Here is a 563-nt window from a genome sequence, read left to right on the forward strand (position 1 = left end):
GCCCATAACGGCAATCTGACCAATGCGCGCGCCCTGCGCGAGGAGCTAGTCGCCTCGGGCGCCATCTTCCAGTCGACCTCGGATACCGAGGTCATCATTCAGCTCGCCGCGCGCTCGCGCAAAACCAACTCCGCCGAACGCCTGCTCCAAGCTTTGCGCCAGATCGAGGGCGCATTTGCCCTGGTCGCCCTCACCAATGACAAGCTGATCGGCGCGCGCGACCCGCTGGGCATCCGTCCGCTGGTCATGGGCCAGCTCGATGACGGCGTGATCTTCGCCAGCGAGACCTGCGCGCTGGACATGATCGGCGCGCGCTTTATCCGCGAGGTGGAGCCCGGCGAAGCGGTGATCGTGTCCGATAACGGAATTGAGAGCCGGCGCTACGCCCCGGCCGAACCTGCCCGGACATGCGCGTTCGAGTATATTTATTTCGCGCGCCCCGACTCGGTGATTTCCGGGCGCTCGGTCTACGAAGCGCGCAAGCGCATGGGTACCCGCCTGGCCCAGGAATGCCCGGCCGATATCGATGTCGTGGTGCCGGTGCCGGATTCCGGCATGACCAG

1 protein-coding gene is annotated in these 563 nt (G+C 65.5%); it reads left to right on the forward strand.

All coding sequences use genetic code 11. From position 1 onward, the window contains the following. The coding region (locus V7672_RS15260; RefSeq protein WP_442889595.1) for an amidophosphoribosyltransferase at nucleotides 1-563 on the forward strand (563 nt) is incomplete at both ends.

This window comes from Brevundimonas sp. (genome assembly GCF_036963785.1).
In the GTDB taxonomy this organism is placed as follows: Bacteria; Pseudomonadota; Alphaproteobacteria; order Caulobacterales; family Caulobacteraceae; genus Brevundimonas.